We start from the raw sequence: 19546 nt of genomic DNA on the forward strand, positions 1-19546 counted from the left end.
TCACGCGCCGCGTCTCGCGCGGCAATGAAAAAGCCGGGACCTGGGTCCCGGCTTTTCGACATGCGTGACAGGCGTTAGCGGCGAATCAAACCGTCGCGACCGGAATCTTGCCGATTCTGGCTTGCCATTCCTTCGGGCCGGTCTGGTGCACGGACGTGCCGTTCGAATCGACAGCAACGGTCACCGGCATATCCTGCACGTCGAACTCGTAGATCGCTTCCATGCCGAGGTCTTCGAACGCGAGCACCTTCGCGCTGCGAATCGCCTTCGACACGAGATAAGCAGCGCCGCCCACGGCCATCAGGTACGCGGCCTTGTGCTTCTTGATTGCTTCAATGGCAACCGGGCCACGCTCGGCTTTGCCGATCATCGAAATGAGACCCGTTTGCGACAACATCGTCTCGGTGAATTTGTCCATGCGCGTGGCGGTGGTCGGGCCTGCGGGTCCGACTGCTTCGTCGCGCACCGGATCGACCGGACCGACGTAGTAAATTACGCGGTTCGTGAAGTCCACCGGCAGCTTTTCGCCCTTCGCCAGCATGTCGGCGATACGCTTGTGCGCGGCGTCGCGGCCCGTCAACATCTTGCCCGACAGCAGCAGCGTCTGGCCCGGCTTCCAGCCTGCGACTTCTTCCGGCGTCAGCGTGTTCAGATCGACGCGCTTGCTGGTTTCCGTATTCGGTTCCCACTGCACTTTCGGCCATGCGTCAAGCGACGGCGCTTCGAGCTTCGCCACGCCCGAGCCGTCGAGCGTGAAGTGTGCGTGACGCGTGGCCGCGCAGTTCGGGATGATCGCGATCGGCTTGCTGGCAGCGTGTGTCGGGGCTGCCATGATCTTCACGTCGAGCACGGTGGCGAGGCCGCCCAGGCCTTGCGCGCCGATGCCAAGCGCGTTGACCTTCTCATGGAGTTCGACGCGCAGTTCTTCGATCCAGTCCTGCGGGCCGCGGGCGATCACGTCCTGAATGTCGATCGGGTCCATCAGCGATTCCTTGGCCATCACCATCGCTTTCTCAGCGGTGCCGCCGATACCGATGCCGAGCATGCCCGGCGGACACCAGCCGGCACCCATGGTGGGCACGGTCTTCAGGATCCAGTCGACGATCGAATCCGACGGGTTCAGCATCGCGAACTTCGATTTGTTTTCCGAGCCGCCGCCCTTGGCCGCGACCTGCACGTCGACCTTGTCGCCCGGCACGATCTCGTAGTGGATCACGGCCGGCGTGTTGTCTTTCGTGTTCTTGCGGCCGCCTTCGGGCGGGCTCACGATCGACGCGCGCAGCACATTGTCCGGGTTCAGATAACCGCGGCGCACGCCTTCGTTGATCATGTCGGTGACGCCCATCGTCGCACCGTCCCAACGCACGTCCATGCCGACCTTCACGAACACCGTGACGATGCCGGTGTCCTGGCAGATCGGGCGCTTGCCTTCGGCGCACATGCGGCTGTTGGTGAGGATCTGCGCGATTGCATCCTTCGCGGCCGGGCTCTCTTCGAGCTCGTAAGCACGGCCCAAGGCCTGAATGTAATCGAGCGGGTGGTAGTAGCTGATGTACTGAAGCGAATCAGCAATGCTCTGAATCAGATCTTCCTGTTTGATGACGGTCATGGCTAGCTCAGTGGGGACAGTGGCGCTTGTTATCCGATCGCAATTGGCTGTGCGGTCAGTCGTGCGCCTTCAGGGGAGTGGAATCGTGCGAACTGCTGGAACTCACGACGTGCAGCGCCGCGGGCTCCTGAGAGTGTTTCGGGTGCGTATGCGTGGTGAGGCGGTCGACGAGCGCCATTACCAGCGCCGAGACGAGGAACGCCACGTGGATGATCACCTGCCACATGATCGTGTGAGTCGAATTCTGGTCGGGGCTGATGAAGGTCTTCAGCAGATGGATCGACGAAATGCTGATCAGCGCCATGGAGAGCTTCACCTTGAGCACGCCGGCGTTCACGTGATCGAGCCATTCCGGTTCGTCTGGATGACCTTCTACGCCAAGACGCGACACAAAGGTTTCATACCCGCCGACGATCACCATGATCAGCAGGTTGGAGATCATCACCACGTCGATCAGGCCGAGCACGACCAGCATGATGCTGGTTTCGTCGAGCGTCATCGACGCCGTGACCAGGTGCCAGACTTCCTTCAGGAACAGGACGACGTACACGCCTTGCGCGACGATCAGGCCAAGGTAGAGCGGCACCTGCAGCCAGCGGCTCATGAAGATGATGGCGGGCAGCGGACGCATCGGGCGGCGCTGACGGGTCATGTCGAGTCGCGGGGCGGACATAGGCAAGAGTTAGATGAGTCAGACGAAACGCAGGTGACGGAACAAGGGCGAAATGCGCAGAATAACCGCGCGGGTCATGCAAATCAGGCACGCAAATCACGCACGCAAATCCAGCGCCGACGGCGCGGTGCATGGCCCAGGCAGGCAGGAAAAGCTCGCGTCAGGCGCGCTATTGTACAGCGCCGCCCGAATTTGCCGCAGCGGCGCGGGCAGGCCAGTCCTTCGCGAGCAACCGCGCTCAGGAGGCCACCGGCGGCGGCCGTCTGACCTTCAGGCTGGCAAGGCCGATCCCCGCCACCACGCACGCAAGTGCGATGCCGTGCGCAAGCGTGGGCCGCTCGCCGAGAAAAACGATGCCGTAGATCGCCGCCGCGACCGGCAGCACGGCGCTGAACACGCCGGCCAGACTGCCGGGCACGTGGCGGATTCCTTTCATCCATAACCAGAACGAGAAGATGCTCGCCGACAGCCCATACCACAGCACGAGTGTCCAGACGCTGAGCGGCACCGCGTGGTAGTCGAAGCCGACCAGCGCGCCGGCGCCGAGCGGCAGCATCAGCAGCAGCCCGAACAGATGTGTGTAGGCGCAGATGTCGATCGGCGCGAGCGTTTGCGTGAGACGGCGCGACAGGATGATGTAAAGCGATTCGCAGCACACTGCGCCGAGCACCATCAGATTGCCGGCGAACGATGTCTCGCCGCTCGCGTCCTGACCGGCATGCGCAAGATTGATGACGACCACGCCGACAATCGCCAGCGCGATCGAGGCGAGTGCCCGACCGTTCGGACGCTCTTTGAGGATCAGCCACGAGAGCAGCGCCACCACCGCCGGGATCGTGCTGGTGATGACGCCGGCCGCCACCGCGCTGGTGCGCTGCACGCCGCCCAGCATCAGCAGCGTAAACCCGAAGGTGCCGAACAGCGCCTGCAGAAAGAGATTGAGCCATTCGTCGCGCTTCACGCGACGCAGCCTGGTCAACCGCAGGAGCGGCCACAGCACGGCCATGGCGATCACGAAACGCAGCAGCGCGAACAACGGAACGGGGACGAACTCGACGATTGATTTACCGATTCCGACATTGCTGCCGACCAGCAGCATCGAGGTAATGAGAAGCAGGGCGTAACGATTCAAGCTGTAGATCCGGGTAAGAGCGCGCGTCAGGGCGGCAGTTTACCGGAGCGGCCGGTGCATCGCACTCGCCAGCTACTCGCGTCAGGCAGCCCCGGTGCCGTTGTAGAGGTTATAGGGCGTGCCGCAGGCGGGGTCGGCCCGGGCGAAATGCGCGACGACGCGAGCGCGGCCGGGATCCAGTGCATCGGGGTCGCCAATGATGCGCAGGCCCGTCAGGCGCAGCGGCACGCCGGGTAGCACGACGACATGATCCGCGAGCAGGGCGGTCGACAGATTCTTTTGTGGGACTGATTCGTCGAAGATCGAGAACAGCCGGTGCGCGCCGTCGCGCGGTTGAGCCTCAGCCGCATTGATCGCCCATGCGGCTGCATTGCATGGCAGTACAAAGGCGCACTGTACGCCGGGGTCGGCAAAATACCGGCCTTTGCCGCGTTGTAGCGCGGCCACTCCGACGCGAGAAATCTGCGACACCCGGTACGAGGTGCCTACGTAGTCCTGCATTAACTGCAGTGCGTCGAGGAAGCGCTGCACGAGCGCGTCTGGCGGCACGGCGCTGCGCAGCGTTTCGCCGATATGGCGATGGCCGCCGTCGACAAAACTTGTAATGGCCGTGTGCCGCGCTGCATTGGAGCGTCGTACGAGTTCGTCGATTCGCCGGCGATCGACGGACCCGGGCCCGAGGGAATTATTCATTGCGTTCTGAGGGGGAAGAGCTGGATTTAAAGCGGGGCGGCATAGCGGATGCCGCCCCGAGGCCGGCCGGGGTCGCGCGACGGCCGGCTGTTCAGGGCTCCCGTCAGGCGGTGCCCGCTCCCGACGTCCCCGCTTTGCCCATCATCGACGTGAACATGCCGAGAAGCGGCGGAGCCAGCTGCATCGCAGCGGAAATGACAGTTTTGATGATGTCCATGATCTGGCTCATCGCTCCCGACATGCCGTTGCCGCCGCCCCCCTGTGCCGCTGCTCCAGCATCCTGTGCGGCCGCGCCGCTACCGTCGCCGTCCGCGGCTGCATGGTGGGCGTGACTGGCGTGGGCATGCGGTGCCGCGGCAGTGAAAGCCGGTTGCGCATTGCCGGCGTCGCCGGTGTTGTCGGGAGAGAACATACGCACGGAGGCGAATTGGGCGTCGGTTTGCGTGCCGCCTTGCGCCGGCGCGGGCATGTTGCCCATGTCGAACGGCGTGCTGTTGCCCATGCTGCTGATCGCATTCGTCATTATCAAATCCTTGGGATCAAAATTAAACCGGTCAGTTGTTTTTGCGTGTCGTGCTCGGCGGTCGTCGCGCCGCTACGTATCGGAAAAATGAAGGTGTTGGTTCGATGGACCTCCTTGAAAATTATTGAAGCGCGTTGACTGGTGCATCTGGGTCGATCGTCTTCATATCGATCAGGTGCTTTTGTTCGATTATTTGAGTGACGCAGATAATTCTGATGAGTCCAGTGAAATTGCAAACGGTCTCTTGTGTCATATCAATATCGAGTGCCCATTTGGAAATCAGCTTCCCTACTGTCAGGGATTCCTGACGCGCAATTTCTTCGATGATTCGCCAGTAAATCTCCTCGAGTCGCAGACATGTTGCAAATCCGTTAATTCTGACGGAGCGTAGTCTTGGTTTTGCAAGTAACGGCGTGAAGTTGCAATACTGTGTCATCCGCATGTCAGTGCGTCTGTAGGAATCGGTAGATGCAACACCTCTATTAAAGCCGCGAAGCCTACCAACGCGCTGAGCAAGTTCAGGAAAGCCGCGGAGTTGCGGCGTGGGCTGAATGGTTCGTCTTTCATGATCGGATTAATCAAATTTGCGGTTCGTCAATCCTCTCTCTCTGCTAACGCGGCGGGTCATACAGATATACGACTTGCCGATAAATAATCCCGGCAATGTGGGTATTCGTCCTATTTTCGGGATATGAGAATTCATCTGAATGAATTTGAAGCGCAGATGGCTTTTTCATATTGGAATTCTATTGGATAAGAGCCGGGGACAGTGGATTTGACCGTTCGCGGATGTCGTATATGTGTACGACCAGGGGGTGTTGAAACACCATTAAATTTGTCGCTAACGTAGTCAATAAACGCAGTCAGGGACTTTTAATGCTAATGATGTGGCGCAATTCGATCATCAGGAAGAGCGGCGGCAGAGAACCGTCCTTGCCGCCGTGCGCGATCCGGGCCGCCGTGCGTCGCATTGCGAGGCTGCTCGGCGTGACGTGTCCGGTGCTGCTGATGCACGCGGCCGACGCCGCGACCCCCGTTTGGCATGGTGCGCCAATTCACTACGCGGTGAACGGTGCGCCGCTGCCCGATGTGTTGCGCGACGTGCTCGCCGTCGAGGGCCTGAGCGCCGACATCGGTCGCGACGTGAAAGGTGCGGTCAACGGTCGCTTCGACGACACGCCGGGCAACGTATTCACCCAACTGGTAGAGGCTTACGGCCTCGTCTGGTATTTCGACGGCAAGGCGATGCATGTCACGACGGCTTCGGACGTGCGCAGCCGGGTCATCCCGTTTGCGCCGATGACCCGCGAAGCGGTCGCGTCGTTGCTTCGCAACCTCGATCTCGACGACGCCCGTCTGCCGATCCGATACTCGGCGACCACGGTCAAGGTTGCGGGTCCGTCGAAGTTCGTCGAGGCGGTGACGGAGGCGATCGACAAGGCACAGCGGCAGACTACGGTCGAGCCGTCCTTCGATGAGACCGTTATCCGCGTTTTCCCACTGCGGTACGCGCAGGCGCAGGACGTCCGTTACGCCGTCGGTTCGCAGGACCAGGTCGTGCCGGGCGTCGCTTCGTTGCTGCGCCGGTTGATGACGGACACCTGGCAGGCTACTGAGCCGCGCGCAACGCGTGCGCGTACCGATGCTCGCGCCGACGAGCGCAGCGCGCGGGGCGGGCCGCCGCCGCTGCCGAGCCTGCTCGGCCTCGGTCCTGGCGGCGGATCGACCGGAGGCGGCGAGCGGGCGCCATTGCCCGACACCGACACCGACACCGCGCAGCCAGCCGCGACTCCCGCGCGGCGCAACATCGTCGCCGACCAGCGGACCAACGCGGTGGTCATTAGTGACCTCGTGTCGATGATGCCGAACTACGAGCGCGCCATCGCGATGCTCGACCAGCCGCAGGAACTGGTCGAGATTGACGCGGTAGTGATCGACGTGTCGTCGAATGCCGCGCGCTCGCTCGGCGTGCGTTGGGGTGGTGCAAACGGACGCATCAACGGCGCTTCCGGGACCGCGAGCGCGCCGCTGGCGTTCGGCGCTGCGGCGTTAGCGGCGCCGGCTAGCGCAATGACCGGACTCAACCTCGCGACGCTGGTCGGCAACTCGGCGCAATACCTGTTTGCACAGATCCATGCATTGGAAGACGCCGGTAAGGCGCGCGTGCTGTCGCGCCCACAGGTGCTCACGCTGAACAACACGGAAGCGGCCCTGACTTCGCGCAGTTCGGTGTATGTGCGCGTGGCGGGCAACCAGGCCGTCGACCTCTTCAACATCGAGACCGGGATGACGTTGAAGGTGACGCCGAGCGTCGAATCGAGCGGCGAGCCGCGCCGCAATATCCGGCTCAACATCCAGATCGAAGACGGCTCATTCAATTCATCGATGGCGGTGGACGGCATTCCGAAGGTCGACAACCATTCGGTCGTCACTCAGGCGATCGTGCGCGACGGCGAGAGTCTGCTGATAGGCGGCTATCAATACGAACGCAGCGAGAGCACCACCTCGAAGGTGCCCGTGCTCGGCGACATGCCGTACCTCGGCGCGCTGTTCCGCGATACCCAGACCACGCACGAGCGCCTCGAACGGTTGATTCTGATCACGCCGCGCCTCAAACGCCTGTCGGGTGACGCAGAGCCGAACGAGGCGCTGGCCGTCGCCGGAACGACGACAGGCGCCGCGAGTTCGAGTCCGGATGCCATCCTCGCGCAGAGGGCTGTTATAGCGACTTCGTTGCCCGCGCCAGTGCCGTCATCGGGCAGCGCCGCTGCAGGTTCCGCGGAACCGGTCCAGCCGACGGCCGCCGTTGCGCCAAACGTCGACGCTGCGTTGCGGACGCTGGCGCAGCCCGCTGCGGGAGGCGCGCCGCAGTCACCGTCTTCATCGCCTTTGTCATCGCCCGTTTTGCCGCCGGTGCGCAAGCTGCCGTGGGAGAACCGCCATGACCGCTGATGCGCTGATCGTCGTGACGGACGGCGTGCACACCGGCGCGAGCGTGGTGCTGCCGGCCGACAGGCCGCTGCGGATCGGCAGCGGCAGCGATGCCGACCTGATGGTGATAGACGAAGGCGTCGAACCGCTGCACGTCACCGTCGAGTTGCACGGTGCGGCGCTCGCACTGGTCGCCCACCATGCGGAGGTCGTGGTGTTCGGCCGGCCCGTGCCGCCAGGGCGACGCGTGAGGCTGGAGCGCGGCGCGTGGTTTTCGGCGGGTGCCGTTACCTTTGAGTTCAGTGGCCGCGATGCGCCGGCCGCGACGACGGTGCGTGACGCCGAGCGTGCCTATCTGCTGCGACATGCGCCGCTTGCGTATCTCGCCAGGCGCTGGTCGGATGCGTCGCCCGTGACGAAAGCAATGGTCTTCGGGGCGCCGTTCGCCTTTGTGCTGCTGACGTGGGTCGCGTCGAACCCGTGGTCCGACATACCGCGCGCGACGCGTCCCAGCGATGCGTTCAGTCTGGTGACAACGCATGTCGACCCGAAGTCCGGTGCGCTCGTCTATGAGGGTTACGTGCAGTCGCCCGCCGATCTGGCCACGCTGACTGCCCGTGCGTGGTCGCAGAAACGGGCGCTCGTGATGCACGTGATCGTGCTCGCGCAGTTGCAGGAGCAGGTCGGCGAGTTTCTCGCGCGCTACTACCGCGGCGCCGAGGTGCGCCCCGCCGAGCCGGGGGCGTTCACTGCGACGCTGCCGGCCGTTCAGGGGTTTCTGTCGCCCGAATCGTGGGATTACGCACGCATCGCGCGCCTGGCGCGTGCCGAGATCAGCGGGCTTCGTGGTCTCACCTTTCCCGGCCATACGCAAGGCGAGCGGGTGCGCGTGCCGCTCGAAGCGCTCGGTCTGAATCTGCTTGCCAGCCGTCACGCCGTCTGGCTCACGGATGCGCAGGGCGTGCGCTATTTCCCCGGCGCACGACTGCCCATCGGACGGATCACGCGAGTCTCGGCTTGCTCAGCCGATGTCACGCGCGATGACGATGGTTCGATCTACGAATTTTTTATGGATGCCGCCCATGCCCCCAAAAAATGCCGGTAAAAGCACGCTCGGTGCATGCGCCGATTTACCGCTGGAGGCTCAACTCGCCGAAGCCAGCGGCGCCGGGCGCGAGATGGTCGCGGCACGGCTGACTGCTGAGATCGACAACATTAACGCTGCGCTGGCGGCAGCAGCGCCGGCTGTGAAAAATGAACTGATTCTGCTTGTCGAGTGTTTGCGAGCGGCTCGACAGGTGGTGGAACGAAGCGCGAGCTTCATAAACGCTCGGGATTAAATTTAGGAAATCCAGAAATGACTCAAGTTAATACGACGATGTCTCCGAATCTGGGCAGCAACGATCTCACCGGCGGTGGTGGCGGCTCAGTGGTCGGCAATACAGGCGGTGTGTCGGCCCAGAAGGTTGTCGAAGTGCTGGCGAAGATTCTCGAAAAGCAGAACAAGGACTTCGACAATAAATTGCAGCAGGCCGAAGGCACCGACGACAAGCAGCAGAACGTCGCAATGATGAAGGTCCAGCAGGCGATGGGCTCGGTCAATACGACCCAAAGCGCTGCGACGGCTTGTGTGCAGGGCCTGACCGACGCGCAGAAGGAAACCGCGCGCGCCGCCCACTAACGTCTTTTTTTACAAGGACGAAGACGCCCTCGCGGCGTCTTCGGGAGCCATCGCAAATGCAGGACGACACACTCGAGTTGCTGATTTCGATCGGTCACTACGCGCGCGTGCATCGACGCTTCGACGAAGCACACTACCTGTTCGACCGGCTGGCATTGGTGTATCCGCAGCGGGCCTTTCCGCACCTCGGACAGGGTCTCGTCGAGCTCGATCGTGCGAATTACCGCGGCGCGTCGCTACTGTTCGGCCGAGCGCTCAAGGTCGCGCCGGACAGCGCGCTGGCACGCGCCTGGCTCGGCGTGTGTCAGGTGTTCGAAGGCCATTACGCGCTCGGCGCACGCACGCTGATGACGGTGGCGGACAGCGACGAACCGGGTGCGAGTTCGATGGCGGCGGCGTTTCTGAACCTGCCCGAATGCGCGCCTTATACCCGCGCCGCTCGCGCCGCGCAGGTTGCGCATGCTGCGGCTCCCCTTTCAACCATAGAACGACTGATTAATCTAGGCGGGCATTGATATGTTGCAACTCCCGGTCACCACTATGCCGACGCAAGCCGGCCCATGGTCCCCTGCGGCTCCGGCCGCAGTCCTGTCCGCTGACGGTGCGGGCGACGGCGTTTCGCTGGTCGAGCGTCTGCTGGCGCACGCGCAGGACGCGCAGGATACGTCGACGCGGCAACTGTCGCAGCATCTCGACCAGCTCGACTCCGGGCGCATCTCGACGTCCGACATGCTGCGTCTGCAGGCCGATATGGGCGCCTTCGCGGTGCAGGTGCAGATGACGGTGCGCGTGGCCGACGAGACCGGCCGCGCAATCCAGACGCTGACGCAACGAAGCTGATGCGCCGCGCTCTGATCCTGCTGCCGGTCCTGCTTCTCCTCGTCGGCTGCAGAACCTCGCTTTTTGAAGGCCTGGACGAGGACCAGGCGAACCGGATCATCGCCGCGCTGAGCCATCACGGCATCAACGGCTACAAGGAACCCAACGCGGACCGGACCTGGAACATCTCGGTCGATGACGCCGACGCAGTGGTCGCCACCGAGTTGGCCAGCGCGTATGCATTGCCGCGCGGCGGCCACGCGAATCTCGGCGACCTGTTTAGCCGGCAGGGGTTGATCTCGAGCCCCGAGGAGGATCGCGTCCGCTACGTGTACGGGCTGTCTCAGGAACTGTCCGAAACGCTCGAAAAGATGGACGGCGTACTGCTCGCCCGCGTGCACATCGTGCTGCCCGAAAAAGATCCGATGGATCCCGCGCAGGACACGCTGCCGTCGGCGTCCGTCATGATGCGCTACCGCAGCGACTACAACCTCGAACTGATGCGCGACAGGATACGCGCACTGGTGGCCGGCAGTGTGGAAGGGCTGACGCCCGCGCGTGTCTCGCTGACGTTGCTGGCGGTGACGCCGGTCCTGACCTTTCCGGGCAACTGCGCGGACGGCGCCGACGTCGCCAGCGCTGCGGGCGCGGTCGAGGCGACGGCCTGCGGGCATGACGGCGGCAAAGCGCCGACGCGCACCACGGCGATGCTGTGCGTGCTGGCCGTGCTCGTGCTGCTGGTGGCCGGCTTCATGTGGTTGTGGCACTCGGAAACGCATACGTGGTTCAACCGGAAGTCGCGCGGTCGCGGTGCCGGACTACCGTCCGGTCCTTCCGGGCAGCCTGTGCGGAAAGGACAACGCGACGCGTCTGACGCGAACACCGTCGATACTGCAGGCGCGGGCAACCGGGCGTCGAAATCCACGACCCTCACCGGAAGCGACGCATGAAGCACGCCTATACCTGCGCACCCGCCCACTGGGCGCATCACAGCTGGCTCGAAGCCGGGCATCCGATTCGTGACGAGCGTGCTGCGCGTGCGGCCCATGCATTTCTGTTCGGCCGTTACCCGCAACTCCTTCAGGTGGCGCTTGCCGACGTGCCGCCAGTACTGCCGCTCTGGCCACGGCCAGCGTGTGCGCGTTTGTGCCGGATCGTGGCCGCGCTCGCGTTCGCCCGTTCGTTGCGCCGCGTAGTCGCCGCCCAGGCCCGTGCTGCCGTGGCGGCAAGCGTCGCGCCGCGCCTGCTGGGCGCGATTCAACGGCACCCGCGTGCCGACGCGGCAGACCTGAAAATCGAGCCGCCGCCGACGCTGTCCAGCCGGCGCGACATGACGGCGCTCGGACTGGCGCTGGCGACTCAGGCCGCTGCGGACTCGCGCTACGCGTTCTGGTGGAGCCTGCGCCTGCCGCGCGAGATATCGGCGGCCGCGACGCGCTATCGCACGCCCGGACTGTCGGCACCCGAGGCGCGGGAACTGGTTGCGGACGCGCGGCGGTTGATGGAGGCGCATTCATGCTGATCTGTCGAATGGGCGCGTGGCGAATCGAATCCGACGGGCATTTGAGCGCGCTCGAACTGGCGTCGCTCGAAGGCCTTCGCGTAGTCGAAGCGGAGCACGCAACCGAAGCCGCACGACAACGTGCTCACCTCGCCATGCAGGTGCGTGAACTCAAACGCCGCGCGTGGCGCCACGGTCACTCAGCCGGCAAGGCCGCCGCGTTGCGAATACACGTCGGGCGCGCGGCAGCCGCGGCCTTTGCCGCGCATCGCTTACAGGACCGGTTGACGCAGATCGTGCTGAGCGCGGTGAGCGACATTGTCGGCGGACTGCCGCCGTCGGCCGCGTTGACCAATCAGTTGCGCCGCGCGGTTGCCGTGTCGCAGTCACAACGACTCGTGTCCGTGCGCGTTGCCCCGGCGGTGTTCAGGGAAGCCACGCAACTGATCGCAACGATCGAACAGGAACTCGGCACGCCGCTTTGCACCGTTCTGGCCGATGCGGGCTTGCCTGCGCATTCGTGCGTCATCGAAACCGAGGCCGGCGTGATCGATGGCGGCCTGAAGGTGCAACTGCGGGCGTTGGAGCGCGGCATCCGCGACGGCGTGGCGGGGATGTTGCGCGCCTACGATCTGGCTGACGGTTCGGGGTGTACGGCGCTCGACACGATCGAGCGTGGCGTGCGGCAGACACTGGCCGCACTGACCGCACCGCAAGCGCCCCCGCCGCCGCGGCCCACGTCGCCGATTCCGGTTCGCGTCGTGCAACGCCGGATCGTGCGGGAGGCAGCATGAACTTTTGGCCGGATATGGAAACGCTCTCGCGGGCGGACGCCGCGCGTCACAACCTGGCGATCCGGCACTTCGGGCGGCCGCACGCAGTGCGCGTCGGCACGCGCCGCTTCACGCTGGAGTTCGAGCCGTGCCGCGCGCGTTATCCGCTGCTGGTGTCCGGCACGGCGGCGCAGGCGCCGTTTAGCGCCGCCTGTGATGCCGGCGCGCTGTTGCCCGAACTGACGCCGTCGGTGATCGGCGAGCGCGGTAACGAAGCTGTGACGCACGTCGTTGACGCGCTGAGCGACTGGCTGTGTGCGCTCGAAGGACTGTTCGGCTTCACGATCGACGTCAGCGTCGTTGCTTTCGACGCCGTCCCGCAGCCGGGCGCGTACGGCATCGCCGTCACGCACGCAGCGAGCGGCCGCACTGCTCACTTCTCGTTTTGCACCCCCGCTGTCGATGCGTGGCTGCAACGACGTATGCCGACGCCGCCGTCCAGCGAGGCGCTGCTGCGCCGTCTGTACGTGCGCATGCCGATCTGCATGCCTGGGCCGTCCATGTCGCTGCCGCGTTTGCGCAAGATCGCGGTGGGCGACGCGCTGCTGTTCGACCGTCATTCGTGTTATCTGCGCGTGCCGTTGCGGTTGGGCGCGTGCCGGATTTTGTTGAAATTTACTGAGGAGCACACCTTGATAGACCATGTCCTGAATGAAGAAACCCCGCCCGCTGAAGTCACCAGCGAATTGTTACCGATCGACTCCCTGACGTTCGCGTTCGACGCCATGCTCGGCACGCTGTCGTTGTCGGTTTCCGAACTGGCCCATCTGCGGCAAGGATCGATCGTCGCGTTCCGGCTGCCCGCGCGTGAGCGAACAGTTACGTTGCTGTGTCAGGGCATTCCGTTTGCGCGCGGCGAGCTGATCGACATCGAGGGTTCGATGGGCGTGCGCGTGATCCGGCTCACCCATGAGGATCTGCCGGCATGACTGCGCAACTCGATCAGCTGCAGATCGTCAGCATGTTCTTCATGCTCGGTCTGCTACCGCTCGCCGTCGTGATGACGACGTCGTTCACGAAGTTCAGCATCGTGCTGACGCTGCTTCGCTCGGCACTCGGCGTGCAGCAGGCGCCGAGCAACCTGGTGATCTCGGGGATCGCGCTAGCGGCGACGCTGGTCGTGATGTCGCCGACCATCACGAAGATTGAAGCCGCGCTGCCGGCCGGCGACAGCGGCGAAGTTGCGCTGCCGCGTCCCACCGAACTGTGGCAGGCGGTGCGCGGTCCGCTCGGCGAATTCATGCTGAAGCATTCCCGATCCAGCGAGCGGCAGTTTCTCGTCGGCGCCGCAAAACGGATCGATCCAGAGCACGACGCCCGCGAGACCGATCTCCAGCTGCTGATTCCCGCGTTTCTGATCAGCGAGATATCGAGCGGGTTCGAGGCGGGCTTTCTGCTCTACATCGCTTTTCTGGTGGTGGATCTGGTCGTCGCCAACGTGCTGACCGCCATGGGCATGATGATGCTCTCGCCCAGCACGGTATCGATCCCGTTGAAGCTTTTCATCTTCGTGTCGGTGTCAGGTATCTCGAAGCTGATGCACGGCCTTATCGTCGGGTATGCCAAATGAACAGTGTCCCGTCTCTTGCCACGTTGTCCAGCGACGCGCTCATGCTGGTGTTCTGGTTGTCGCTGCCGGCTCTCGCCGTGGCGACCGTCGTCGGTTTGCTGATTGGGCTGTTGCAGTCGGTCACGCAGATACAGGATCAGAGCCTGCCTTACGGGGCCAAGATCATCTGCGTCGGTGCAGTGCTGATCGTGACCGCGCCTTGGGGGAGCCGCGAGCTCGGGCGCTTTCTTGCCCATGTGTTTACCTTTGTCGCTGCGGGGCGTTTGCATTGAATATGAACTACACCGGCTATCTCGAGGGTTTCGCATTCTGTGCGATCAGGCCCGCAGTGGCGCTGTTCCTGGTGCCGTTTGGTCAGAGCGGCTCGCTCGGCATCCTGCTGCGGCTGCCGGTGCTGCTCGCGCTCGCCATGCTGCCTCAACAGAGCGGCTGGCCGGCGCCACTGCTGCCGGCGATCTGCATCGAAGCGGCGACCGGTGTTGCGCTCGGCCTGCTGCTCGGCACGATCTTTCATGCCGCGGCGGCGGCGGGCGCGATACTCGACCAGCAGGGCGGCTACACCAGTGCGGCGATCTATGATCCGCACTTCCAGCAGGAAGCGGCGCTATTCGAAACCCTGTTTTCGCAGTTTGCCGCGCTGACGCTCTTCACGGGACCGGGCCTGCCGCTCCTGTTCGGCTTTTTCATGGATGCATGGGTGCTGTGGCCACCGGGCCGTTGGCACGTCGATCTGAGCGACGTGTTCCGGAACGTTGCGTTGCGCGACCTGGCCGGCTCGCTGGGCGAAGGCGTGCGGCTCGCCAGTCCGTTGCTCGGTCTCGCGCTGCTGGTCGATGTCGCCTTCGGGCTCATGTCACGGCACGCGAAGCGGCTCAATCCGTTTGCCACCGCACGCACCGTCAAGGCGTTGATCCTGTCGTTTGCCGCGATGCTCAGCGTGCCGGCGCTGTTCGCCCAGTTGCGCATCGCATTCGATCACGTGATCCATCTGCGATGAGCAACAAGACCGAAGCGCCAACCCCCAGGCGGATCCGCCGCGCGCGCGAGGACGGCGAGATTGCGAAGAGCACGCATCTGACGATAGCGTTCAGCGGCCTCTGCTGGTGGCTGTATCTGTTCATCGAGGCCCCGCGGCTGTATGCGTTGGGCACGAGGCTGATCCTGCATGTGACGACGCTCGACGCGGCACTGCCGTTCGGCGACCGGCTTGCGTCGACGTTCGCCGTGCTGAGCGCGTTCATGCCGGCAATACTGAGCGCGCTCGGCGTCGGTGCGCTTGCCGTTCTGGTGCCGGAAATGACACAGACCCGCGGACTGCTCGCGTGGAAACGCGTCACTCCCGACATGAAGCGTCTGAACCCGGTCAACGGCCTCAAGCAGATGTTCAGTCTGCGCCTGCTGTGGGACACGCTGCTCACGCTGCTGCAGTTCGCGGTCCTGCTATTTCTGTTCGGGCAGGCGCTCGCCGCATGGTTGCGGCAGCTCGCGCCCATCTGGGCGTTTTCGCTGCCGGTTCATCTCGGCTACACGGCGACGTCGCACTCGCATCTGCTGGCGTGGATGGCGGCATCGCAGATCGTGCCCGGCGCCGCTGACTATTTCATCCAGCGCTTTCTGTGGCTGCGCGGTTTGCGCATGGACAAGAGCGAAATCAAACGGGAATTCCGCGACGACGAAGGCGACCCCTACGTCAAGAGCCGTCGCCGCGCGCTTCATCGGGAGCTTGGTCAATAACATGTCGAACCGTTCCATTCTCAGCCGTTACGATCTCTCGGCCTTTTTCGCGCGTCACGCCGACCTCGCCGTCGGCATCGGCATTCTTGCGGTGCTTGCGCTGCTGATCGTGCCCGTGCCGCCGTTCGTACTCGATCTGTTCATTTGCGTCAGTTTTGCCGCCAGCCTGACGATGTTGAGCACCACGCTGTATGTGTCGAAGGCCGCTGAACTCGCGAGTTTTCCGTCGCTGCTGCTGATCACCACGCTGCTGCGCCTTGCGCTGGCGATCGCGTCGACCAAGATGATCCTGCTGCACGCGCATGCAGGGCAGATCATCGGCGCATTCGGCGAAATGGTGGTGGGCGGCAACGTCGCGGTCGGACTGGTGGTGTTCATCGTGCTCGCGGCGATCCAGTTCATCGTGGTCGCGAAGGGCGCCGACCGGGTGGCCGAAGTGGCCGCGCGCTTCACGCTGGATAGCATTCCGGGCCGCCAGATGAGCATCGATGCCGACATGCGCAACGGGGTCGTCACGGCCGCGCAGGCCAGCCGTATGCGCGCGGCGCTCGAACGTGAGACGTACTTCTATGGCTCGCTCGATGGCGCGATGAAGTTCGTCAAGGGTGATGCGGTCGCGGGCCTCGTCGTCGCGCTGGTGAATATCGTCGGCGGGCTCGCGGTCGGCATCGCGCAGCGCGGCATGTCATTTGGCGACGCGCTGCACGCCTACACGATTCTCACGGTCGGCGACGGCCTGGTAGCGCAGATTCCGTCGCTGATCGTGTCGGTGGCGGCGGGCATTCTTGTCACACGCGTGGCCTCGGGCGATAGCGAGGATGCGCATCTGGGCGGCGACATCTACCGGCAACTGGCGCTGCATCCAAAGGCTATCGGCATGGCCGGCGTCGCCTGTCTCTCGCTGGCGGCGATTCCTGGTTTTCCGCACATCCAGTTTCTGGTAGCCGGTGGTCTGCTGCTCGCGCTGGCGATCACGCTGATGCGTAATGCCGCGCTCGCGACGAATTCGCAGCGTGCGCTGATGCCTGAAATGACGCGCGACGGCGGCAACTATGTGCCGCGCATCCTCGATGACGTCGAACTCGGCACGAGTGCGGCTTTGCGGCTACGGCTCGGCCTGCAGGCTTTCGACGCGCTCCGGCCCGAGGCGCTGAACCGGCAGCTCGGCCAGTTGCGCCGGACCCTGATGGTCGAACTGGGCGTGCCGTTTCCCGGCCTCGCGTTGCTGCGCGACGCACGGCTCGCGCCTGAGCGCTATATCGTCGATATCGAGGACGTACCGTTTGCGAGTGGCACGCTGGTTGCCACGCATACGCTGGTGAGCGGCGCTGAGAGCCTGGTTGCGTTCGAAGGTGTCGAGGGCTACCGGCCGGGCGCGGCGAAATCGGTCTGGGTGCCGGCCGCGACCGCGGCGTCGATCAGCGATCCGGGGATCCACAAGGCGACTGTCGACGAAGCGCTGTGCGCTCACCTCACCGAAATCTGTGAACGTTCGGCAGCCGACTTTCTCGGCACGCAGGAAACACGCTTTCTGCTCGATCAACTGGCGATCGAATTTCGCGAACTGGTCGCGCAGGCGGGGCAGGCCGCGAGCACGGTGCAACTCGCCGGCGTGTTGCGCCAACTGCTGCAACAGCGTGTGCCGGTTCGCAACCTGCGCGCGATTCTCGAAGCTGTCGTGCGCGTGCCGGCGGGTGAGCGCACGCTCGACCGGATGGTGCGGGAGGCGCGCATCCAGCTGGGGCGGCAACTCGTGCGCGGATACGCCGACCTCGAGACGTGGACGATCGCGACGGCCGTGCTGGACCCGGCATGGGAGGCCAGTCTCGAAGCGCAGGTCAGAAGCGGTGTCGACGGCGAGCCGCAGTGTGTACTGTCCGCCGAACAACTGACCCACGCGCAGCAGATCTTTGCCGCGGACCTGTCAGGGATCCCTCTGCTCGTCACGAATGCTGTACTGCGTCCGCACCTTGCGCGATTGTTGCGCGACTTCGGCTGGCGCATCGAGGTGCTGGCGATCGAAGAGATTCCGCTCGATGTCTACCGCATCAAGACTGTCGCAACGCTCGGTGCGCCATGAGCGGGAACATCATGGAATCGTCCGGAAACAGCGTACCGGTGTTGACCTCCGCGCCAACGCTGCGCGGCCGGGTGGTCGAAGCGCGCGGTGTGATTGCGCGGGTGGTGGGCGTGTCGTTGCGCATTGGCGAGAAGGTGCGGCTGGTGCGCCCGGATACGTTCGAGGCGCAATACGGCGAAGTGGTCGGCTTTGCGCAGGACGGGGCGCTGGTGATGCCGCTCGCCGGTCTGGCCGGCCTGTCGGACATCACCGAGGTGCAGGGTTGCGGGTCGGCGTGGGGCAGCGTCGACGCGGCGGGATTGCTCGGGCGCGTGGTGGACGGTCTCGGCCATCCGCTCGACGGCGGCCCGATGCCGTCGCCGGCGATGACTGGGAAAGACCCGCAGGGCAACCTCGCGGCGACGCTGAATCCGCTCGAACGGCCGGTCATCAGCACGCCATTCGCCACTGGCGTGCGAGCGATCGACGGCCTGCTGACGTGCGGCATCGGTCAGCGCACGGGGATCTTCGCGCCGGCCGGCGGCGGCAAGAGCACGATCATGGGCATGATCGCGAACGGCGCGTCGGCCGACGCGGTCGTCGTTGGGCTGATCGGCGAGCGGGGCCGCGAGGTGGCCGAGTTCATTCACGATCATCTCGACCGCCGGCGTGCATCGACCATCGTGATCGCCGCGACGTCCGATCGTCCCGCAGCGGAACGGATCAAGGCGGCGGAACTTGCGTCGCAGGTTGCGGTAGGGTTGCGCGAGACCGGACGCAATGTGCTGCTGTTGTTCGACTCGCTGACACGCTATGCGCGCGCCTTGCGCGAACTCGGGCTGGCGGTCGGCGAGCCGCCGTTGCGCGGCGGTTTTCCGCCGAGCGTGTTCGCGCAGCTGCCGCGGCTGATCGAAGCGGCCGGCGTGACCGCGCAAGGCAGCATTACCGCTTTCTATACCGTGCTCGCCGATGAGGCCGATCTGTCCGATCCGGTCGCGGAAGAGGCACGCTCTCTGCTGGACGGGCATATCCAGCTTTCGTCGAAACTGGGCGCGGCCGGGCACTATCCGGCGATCGACATTCTGAAGAGCCGCAGCCGCCTGATGAACCGCGTCACGGATGCCGCGCAACGCGCCGACGCGAACTGCGTGCGCGACTGGCTGGCGCGTTACGAGGAGGTCGAGATGCTGTTGCAGATCGGCGAATACGAGCGGGGTCACGACGTCGAGACGGACCGGGCAATCGACCAGCGCCCCGCGATCCAGCATTTTTTGCGGCAACCGTATGACCGCAGCAGCCGCTGGGCCGAAACCCGTGCGCAGTTGCACGACGTGTGCACCGACGGGCGCCTGGCGTGATGCGCAGCGCGCTGCGGGAGGTGGATTTCTGGCGGCTACTCGTGAGGGTGCGCGGTTTGCGGGTGCGCCGCCGGCTTCGTCGGCTGGTTGATGCGCGCCGAGGTGAGCGGCGGGCGGCGGCTGCGGTGGCCGAACAGGCTGCGGCGCTGGAACGGCACACGGCGCAACGGCAGCGCGTGCTTGCGTTCTGCAGACCTGACCAGGGCGCCGGCCGGCAGTGGCACGCGACATTGCGCGCGCACGACGCACAGACACCCGCACTGCATCGACAACTGGGCGACGCGCAGCACGCCCATGCGGCGGCGCGCCACGAAGCGGGAAAGGCGTTGCGGGACTGGAACGTCGAGCGGGTCCGGCATGACGAGGCAAAGCGCCGCTGGCGCGCGGCCGCCACGCGCGTGGCGAGCGGCGACCGGGACGACGGCTAGCG

Annotated in this window: 23 protein-coding genes; 17 read left to right on the forward strand and 6 right to left on the reverse strand. The window is 64.7% G+C overall.

The features are described from left to right. Positions 1 to 85: 85 nt before the first annotated feature. The 6 genes from PQR27_RS05305 to PQR27_RS05330 form a co-directional block, all read right to left on the reverse strand. On the reverse strand, positions 86 to 1609 hold the full coding sequence (locus PQR27_RS05305) for a fumarate hydratase (RefSeq protein ID WP_408522666.1): 1524 nt from the start codon (positions 1607 to 1609) through the stop codon (positions 86 to 88). A 55-nt stretch (positions 1610 to 1664) separates the two neighbouring features. After that, positions 1665 to 2240, reverse strand: a complete 576-nt coding sequence (locus tag PQR27_RS05310) for a TIGR00645 family protein (RefSeq protein WP_408525412.1) — start codon at positions 2238 to 2240, stop codon at positions 1665 to 1667. A 280-nt stretch (positions 2241 to 2520) separates the two neighbouring features. Beyond that, positions 2521 to 3414, reverse strand: a complete 894-nt coding sequence (locus PQR27_RS05315) for a DMT family transporter (protein ID WP_408522667.1) — start codon at positions 3412 to 3414, stop codon at positions 2521 to 2523. An 81-nt stretch (positions 3415 to 3495) separates the two neighbouring features. Then, on the reverse strand, positions 3496 to 4107 hold the full coding sequence (locus PQR27_RS05320; RefSeq protein ID WP_408522668.1) for a hypothetical protein: 612 nt from the start codon (positions 4105 to 4107) through the stop codon (positions 3496 to 3498). Positions 4108 to 4210: 103 nt separating this feature from the next. Further along, positions 4211 to 4630 (reverse strand): hypothetical protein, encoded by a 420-nt coding sequence (locus tag PQR27_RS05325; RefSeq protein WP_408522669.1) that lies wholly within the window; start codon positions 4628 to 4630, stop codon positions 4211 to 4213. A gap of 121 nt (positions 4631 to 4751) precedes the next feature. Next, positions 4752 to 5072 (reverse strand): ribbon-helix-helix domain-containing protein, encoded by a 321-nt coding sequence (locus tag PQR27_RS05330; RefSeq protein WP_408522670.1) that lies wholly within the window; start codon positions 5070 to 5072, stop codon positions 4752 to 4754. Positions 5073 to 5506: 434 nt separating this feature from the next. Between PQR27_RS05330 and sctC the strand changes: the two genes are divergently transcribed. The 17 genes from sctC to PQR27_RS05415 are packed head-to-tail and all read left to right on the forward strand — an operon-like array spanning position 5507 to position 19544. Then, a complete protein-coding gene (gene sctC / locus PQR27_RS05335; protein ID WP_408522671.1) occupies positions 5507 to 7582 on the forward strand; it encodes a type III secretion system outer membrane ring subunit SctC in 2076 nt (691 codons plus the stop codon). Beyond that, positions 7572 to 8666: an FHA domain-containing protein gene (locus PQR27_RS05340; RefSeq protein WP_408522672.1), complete on the forward strand. Its 1095-nt coding sequence runs from the start codon at positions 7572 to 7574 to the stop codon at positions 8664 to 8666. The genes sctC and PQR27_RS05340 overlap by 11 nt, the downstream gene beginning before the upstream one ends. Continuing rightward, positions 8644 to 8901 carry a hypothetical protein gene (locus tag PQR27_RS05345; protein WP_408522673.1) on the forward strand — a complete coding sequence of 86 codons (258 nt, stop codon included), beginning with the start codon at positions 8644 to 8646 and terminating at the stop codon, positions 8899 to 8901. The genes PQR27_RS05340 and PQR27_RS05345 overlap by 23 nt, the downstream gene beginning before the upstream one ends. Positions 8902 to 8918: 17 nt before the next feature. Then, the gene (locus PQR27_RS05350) at positions 8919 to 9242 is read left to right on the forward strand and encodes a hypothetical protein (RefSeq protein ID WP_408522674.1); all 324 of its coding nucleotides are present in this window, start codon (positions 8919 to 8921) and stop codon (positions 9240 to 9242) included. A gap of 56 nt (positions 9243 to 9298) precedes the next feature. Continuing rightward, a complete protein-coding gene (locus PQR27_RS05355; RefSeq protein WP_408522675.1) occupies positions 9299 to 9757 on the forward strand; it encodes a tetratricopeptide repeat protein in 459 nt (152 codons plus the stop codon). A 1-nt stretch (position 9758) separates the two neighbouring features. Then, on the forward strand, positions 9759 to 10082 hold the full coding sequence (locus PQR27_RS05360) for an acyl carrier protein (RefSeq protein WP_408522676.1): 324 nt from the start codon (positions 9759 to 9761) through the stop codon (positions 10080 to 10082). Continuing rightward, a complete protein-coding gene (gene sctJ, locus PQR27_RS05365) occupies positions 10082 to 11011 on the forward strand; it encodes a type III secretion system inner membrane ring lipoprotein SctJ (RefSeq protein WP_408522677.1) in 930 nt (309 codons plus the stop codon). The genes PQR27_RS05360 and sctJ overlap by 1 nt, the downstream gene beginning before the upstream one ends. Then, positions 11008 to 11583, forward strand: coding sequence for a hypothetical protein (locus PQR27_RS05370; protein ID WP_408522678.1), 576 nt, complete (start codon positions 11008 to 11010; stop codon positions 11581 to 11583). The genes sctJ and PQR27_RS05370 overlap by 4 nt, the downstream gene beginning before the upstream one ends. Continuing rightward, entirely contained in the window at positions 11577 to 12356 is a 780-nt protein-coding gene (locus PQR27_RS05375) for a FliH/SctL family protein (protein ID WP_408522679.1), read from the forward strand. Before PQR27_RS05370 ends, PQR27_RS05375 begins: the two co-directional genes overlap by 7 nt. Beyond that, positions 12353 to 13324 carry a FliM/FliN family flagellar motor switch protein gene (locus tag PQR27_RS05380; protein ID WP_408522680.1) on the forward strand — a complete coding sequence of 324 codons (972 nt, stop codon included), beginning with the start codon at positions 12353 to 12355 and terminating at the stop codon, positions 13322 to 13324. The genes PQR27_RS05375 and PQR27_RS05380 overlap by 4 nt, the downstream gene beginning before the upstream one ends. Further along, a complete protein-coding gene (sctR, locus tag PQR27_RS05385) occupies positions 13321 to 13965 on the forward strand; it encodes a type III secretion system export apparatus subunit SctR (protein ID WP_408522681.1) in 645 nt (214 codons plus the stop codon). The genes PQR27_RS05380 and sctR overlap by 4 nt, the downstream gene beginning before the upstream one ends. Beyond that, a complete protein-coding gene (gene sctS / locus PQR27_RS05390; protein WP_408522682.1) occupies positions 13962 to 14237 on the forward strand; it encodes a type III secretion system export apparatus subunit SctS in 276 nt (91 codons plus the stop codon). The genes sctR and sctS overlap by 4 nt, the downstream gene beginning before the upstream one ends. Positions 14238 to 14239: 2 nt before the next feature. After that, positions 14240 to 14962, forward strand: coding sequence for an EscT/YscT/HrcT family type III secretion system export apparatus protein (locus PQR27_RS05395; protein WP_408525413.1), 723 nt, complete (start codon positions 14240 to 14242; stop codon positions 14960 to 14962). Continuing rightward, a complete protein-coding gene (locus PQR27_RS05400) occupies positions 14959 to 15699 on the forward strand; it encodes an EscU/YscU/HrcU family type III secretion system export apparatus switch protein (protein WP_408522683.1) in 741 nt (246 codons plus the stop codon). Before PQR27_RS05395 ends, PQR27_RS05400 begins: the two co-directional genes overlap by 4 nt. Position 15700: 1 nt before the next feature. Further along, on the forward strand, positions 15701 to 17779 hold the full coding sequence (locus PQR27_RS05405; protein ID WP_408522684.1) for a flagellar biosynthesis protein FlhA: 2079 nt from the start codon (positions 15701 to 15703) through the stop codon (positions 17777 to 17779). An 11-nt stretch (positions 17780 to 17790) separates the two neighbouring features. Further along, entirely contained in the window at positions 17791 to 19116 is a 1326-nt protein-coding gene (locus PQR27_RS05410; RefSeq protein ID WP_408522685.1) for a FliI/YscN family ATPase, read from the forward strand. Beyond that, on the forward strand, positions 19116 to 19544 hold the full coding sequence (locus PQR27_RS05415) for a hypothetical protein (RefSeq protein WP_408522686.1): 429 nt from the start codon (positions 19116 to 19118) through the stop codon (positions 19542 to 19544). Before PQR27_RS05410 ends, PQR27_RS05415 begins: the two co-directional genes overlap by 1 nt. The last annotated feature ends 2 nt before the right edge of the window (positions 19545 to 19546 follow it).

Source organism: Paraburkholderia fungorum (assembly GCF_046027215.1).
GTDB classification, from domain to species: Bacteria; Pseudomonadota; Gammaproteobacteria; order Burkholderiales; family Burkholderiaceae; genus Paraburkholderia; species Paraburkholderia fungorum_D.

What these genes read in the sequence shown, in the direction of transcription:
- PQR27_RS05370 (WP_408522678.1), top strand. Translation starts at nt 11,008, where the DNA reads ATGAAGCACGCCTATACCTGCGCACCCGCCCACTGGGCGCATCACAGC.
- PQR27_RS05410 (WP_408522685.1), top strand. Translation starts at nt 17,791, where the DNA reads ATGGAATCGTCCGGAAACAGCGTACCGGTGTTGACCTCCGCGCCAACG.
- PQR27_RS05325 (WP_408522669.1), bottom strand. Translation starts at nt 4,630, where the DNA reads ATGACGAATGCGATCAGCAGCATGGGCAACAGCACGCCGTTCGACATG.
- PQR27_RS05395 (WP_408525413.1), top strand. Translation starts at nt 14,240, where the DNA reads ATGAACTACACCGGCTATCTCGAGGGTTTCGCATTCTGTGCGATCAGG.
- PQR27_RS05350 (WP_408522674.1), top strand. Translation starts at nt 8,919, where the DNA reads ATGACTCAAGTTAATACGACGATGTCTCCGAATCTGGGCAGCAACGAT.
- PQR27_RS05330 (WP_408522670.1), bottom strand. Translation starts at nt 5,072, where the DNA reads ATGCGGATGACACAGTATTGCAACTTCACGCCGTTACTTGCAAAACCA.
- PQR27_RS05310 (WP_408525412.1), bottom strand. Translation starts at nt 2,240, where the DNA reads ATGCGTCCGCTGCCCGCCATCATCTTCATGAGCCGCTGGCTGCAGGTG.
- sctC (WP_408522671.1), top strand. Translation starts at nt 5,507, where the DNA reads ATGCTAATGATGTGGCGCAATTCGATCATCAGGAAGAGCGGCGGCAGA.
- PQR27_RS05345 (WP_408522673.1), top strand. Translation starts at nt 8,644, where the DNA reads ATGCCCCCAAAAAATGCCGGTAAAAGCACGCTCGGTGCATGCGCCGAT.
- PQR27_RS05400 (WP_408522683.1), top strand. Translation starts at nt 14,959, where the DNA reads ATGAGCAACAAGACCGAAGCGCCAACCCCCAGGCGGATCCGCCGCGCG.
- PQR27_RS05380 (WP_408522680.1), top strand. Translation starts at nt 12,353, where the DNA reads ATGAACTTTTGGCCGGATATGGAAACGCTCTCGCGGGCGGACGCCGCG.
- PQR27_RS05405 (WP_408522684.1), top strand. Translation starts at nt 15,701, where the DNA reads ATGTCGAACCGTTCCATTCTCAGCCGTTACGATCTCTCGGCCTTTTTC.
- PQR27_RS05340 (WP_408522672.1), top strand. Translation starts at nt 7,572, where the DNA reads ATGACCGCTGATGCGCTGATCGTCGTGACGGACGGCGTGCACACCGGC.
- sctS (WP_408522682.1), top strand. Translation starts at nt 13,962, where the DNA reads ATGAACAGTGTCCCGTCTCTTGCCACGTTGTCCAGCGACGCGCTCATG.
- PQR27_RS05305 (WP_408522666.1), bottom strand. Translation starts at nt 1,609, where the DNA reads ATGACCGTCATCAAACAGGAAGATCTGATTCAGAGCATTGCTGATTCG.
- PQR27_RS05375 (WP_408522679.1), top strand. Translation starts at nt 11,577, where the DNA reads ATGCTGATCTGTCGAATGGGCGCGTGGCGAATCGAATCCGACGGGCAT.
- PQR27_RS05320 (WP_408522668.1), bottom strand. Translation starts at nt 4,107, where the DNA reads ATGAATAATTCCCTCGGGCCCGGGTCCGTCGATCGCCGGCGAATCGAC.
- PQR27_RS05355 (WP_408522675.1), top strand. Translation starts at nt 9,299, where the DNA reads ATGCAGGACGACACACTCGAGTTGCTGATTTCGATCGGTCACTACGCG.
- sctJ (WP_408522677.1), top strand. Translation starts at nt 10,082, where the DNA reads ATGCGCCGCGCTCTGATCCTGCTGCCGGTCCTGCTTCTCCTCGTCGGC.
- sctR (WP_408522681.1), top strand. Translation starts at nt 13,321, where the DNA reads ATGACTGCGCAACTCGATCAGCTGCAGATCGTCAGCATGTTCTTCATG.
- PQR27_RS05415 (WP_408522686.1), top strand. Translation starts at nt 19,116, where the DNA reads ATGCGCAGCGCGCTGCGGGAGGTGGATTTCTGGCGGCTACTCGTGAGG.
- PQR27_RS05360 (WP_408522676.1), top strand. Translation starts at nt 9,759, where the DNA reads ATGTTGCAACTCCCGGTCACCACTATGCCGACGCAAGCCGGCCCATGG.